Annotated in this window: 3 protein-coding genes; all 3 read left to right on the plus strand. The window is 38.0% G+C overall.

Annotation, left to right across the window (positions count from 1 at the left end; all coding sequences use genetic code 11):
• Nucleotides 1-879: S28 family serine protease (locus AB7E53_RS14770; RefSeq protein WP_446776559.1), on the plus strand; the 879-nt coding region annotated here is incomplete at its 5' end.
• A gap of 95 nt (nt 880-974) precedes the next feature.
• Complete coding sequence (locus AB7E53_RS14775; RefSeq protein WP_446776561.1) at nt 975-2,576, plus strand: beta-N-acetylhexosaminidase; 1,602 nt, start codon at nt 975-977, stop codon at nt 2,574-2,576.
• A gap of 268 nt (nt 2,577-2,844) precedes the next feature.
• Nucleotides 2,845-3,056, plus strand: a 212-nt coding sequence (locus tag AB7E53_RS14780) for an RNA polymerase sigma factor (protein ID WP_446776563.1), incomplete at its 3' end; no start/stop codon positions are given.

Below are 3,056 nucleotides of genomic sequence, written 5' to 3' on the forward strand. Positions count from 1 at the left end.
CAGAATTCGGCTTCAGACCTACATCTTATCACCACTCTGTTTAAACAAATTTATCCTCAAAAATGGATTAGCACGGGTATTAGCAAAGGAGGGCAAACAGCTCTGATCTACCGGGCTTTCTTTCCGAACGATGTAGATATCACCGTACCCTATGTAGCACCTGTAAGCCGGTCGGCAGAAGACGGCAGGCACGAACCGTTTCTAAATGTAGTAGGAGATAAAAAAACTCGTCAGGCTATTTTGTCTTTTCAGCGTGAAGTGCTGAAAAGAAGAGGTGAAATAATACCTCTCATGGAAAAGTTTTGCATGGAAAAGCAGCTATCTTTCCGCATATCCATGAATGAAGTACTTGACTACTGTGTATTGGAGTATTCATTTGCTTTCTGGCAATGGGGAACACCTGCAAGCCACATCCCTGCCAACACAGCAACCACCGGAGTTTTATTCAAACACCTGACAGAGATTAGCGGACCTGATTATTTTGCCACCGGTCAACCTACTCAGGCATTTTTTATTCAGGCTGCACGCGAGTTAGGATATTACGGTTACGACATAGAGCCATTTAAGGATCTTCTTTTCATCCGAACAGCTAAAGATTATTTGCAACGGATTATGTTACCCGAAGGAATAACTATCCAATTCCAACCGGAGCTTTATAAGAAACTGACAAATTTTATTGAAACAAGCGACCCTCGCCTAATCTTCGTATACGGCGAATATGATCCGTGGACTTCCGTAGGTATTACCAAGTTAGATGGGAAGAAAAATATGTTTGTTGCCATCCAACCGAAAGGGAGTCACCGGGCAAGGATTAATACTCTGCCCGATTCCTTACGAGACAAGGTGATTAAAACTATTAATCTATGGCTTGAAAAATAATTGTACAATATTTCATTCTGACTTTTTATTAAGGATTTATCTCTATATTTGCACATCACGCTTTATCGCTAAACAAAACATTTAAATAAAATTCTATGAAAGTTAACCTTATTTCGGGGATATGTATATCTCTATTGATGCTTTCCTGCAAGCAGGAAGCTCCTTTAAATTATCAGGTAATTCCAACACCTCAGTCAGTTGCTTACAAAACGGGGCATCTCGAACTTCCTTCAGAGGTTAAAATAGCTTTTCCTGAAAGTGTCAAAAAAGAGGTAGATGTGTTACAAGAGATCCTTTCTTCTGATTTCAATTGCAGAACAATATTGGATCCGCAAAATACTATGGCAGATATCCAACTGGAGTTAAATACAGGCAAGACTGAAAAAGAAAAAAATGGTTATTCTATTGATGTTAGTTCAAAAGGTATTAAAATCACATCAGGAACTTCCACTGGTATCTTTTACGGCATCCAAACCCTGAGACAAATAATTAGGGCAAACGAAGGGAAACTAACCGTTCAAAAGGGTACTATCTCAGACTATCCTGCATTTGAATGGAGAGCATTCATGCTAGACGAAGGACGCCATTTTAAAGGCAAAGAGGTTGTAAAGCAATTACTAGACGAAATGGCCCGTTTAAAAATGAACGTGTTCCATTGGCATCTCACGGAAGACCAGGGATGGAGAATCGAAATCAAGAAATATCCGATGCTTACAGAAGTAGGTTCATACCGGGACTCAACCGAAATTAATCATTTCGGAAGCAATGAATACGACGGTAAGCCTCATCAAGGATTTTATACACAAGATGATATTAAAGAGATTGTAACTTATGCAGCCGACCGCCACATCATGGTTGTTCCTGAAATAGAGATGCCCGGACATGCAAGTGCAGCCATTGCAGCATATCCCTGGCTCGGAACAACAGGCAAAAAGATAAAAGTTCCTTGTAAATTTGGTGTTCAATATGACATTTATAATGTGGCAGATCCTAAAGTCGTGAATTTCCTTACAGACGTTATCGACGAAGTAATCACACTCTTTCCTTCACCGGTATTTCATATTGGCGGCGATGAAGTTCGTTATGACCAGTGGAACGAATCACCTATGGTACAATCCTATATGAAGAAAAATGACCTTGCAACTCCGGCTGAATTGCAGGTATATTTCACAAACACTGTCTCCAATATACTAGCCTCAAAGAACAAGAGGATGATGGGATGGAATGAGATTACAGGAGCTAAGCTTCACGAATATCAATCAGAAAAGGATACGAAAGAAGGAAATGAGAAGCTGGCTGCAGGTACCATTGTTCACTTCTGGAAGGGGGATTCAAGTCTAATTGTCAGCACCCTCAAAAAAGGATATGAAGTTGTTAATTCTTTCCATGAATACACTTACCTGGACTATGATTACAAATCTATACCCATGGAAAAAGCTTATAACTTCAATCCTATACCTACAGGACTTCCTACTGAATTACAATCCAAGGTATTGGGTACTGGATGTCAGATGTGGGGAGAATTTATACCAACCACAGAAAGTATGAATTATAAAGTATATCCACGAATAGCAGCATATGCAGAAGTGGGCTGGACTGAAGCTGGGAACAAAGATTATCAAAAATTTAAATTGGCATTAGCCAATTTCCTTACACGCTGGAGCTCAATGGGGATAAAATATGGCCCTACCGAATAATCACAAAAGAGGGTAATTCCAAAACAGGAATTACCCTCTTTTTATGGCATTAAACTCAACTATTTAACTATCATAACTATATAAAATCTTAGATAAATTCTTATTATTAAATAAGTATAGTTAACTGTGTATTCTTTTCATCTCCCATTTGGCAAAGATAGAGATATTTCAAAGTGCAACACGTCATTGCATTTCAATTAAAAATGAATACTTTTGCTTCTGTTTAATTATTTTAAATCTAAAAAGAGAGTTGATTTAGTAACAAACAATGGAAGATCACATTTTAATTAAAGGAATAACAAATGGAAACGAAGCTTCGTTTGCCACTCTATATAGTAAATATGTAGACGTATTGTTTTCCTATGGTGTTGGTCTTGGCTATGAAAGAGAGATTATAAAGGATGCCATTCAGGATGTATTCCTTAAACTATTAAATCACAAATTTGCAGGCAGTGAAATTACAAACTTAAAATTCTATCT

The sequence above is a fragment of the Macellibacteroides sp. genome, assembly GCF_050251695.1.
GTDB lineage: Bacteria > Bacteroidota > Bacteroidia > Bacteroidales > Tannerellaceae > Macellibacteroides > Macellibacteroides fermentans.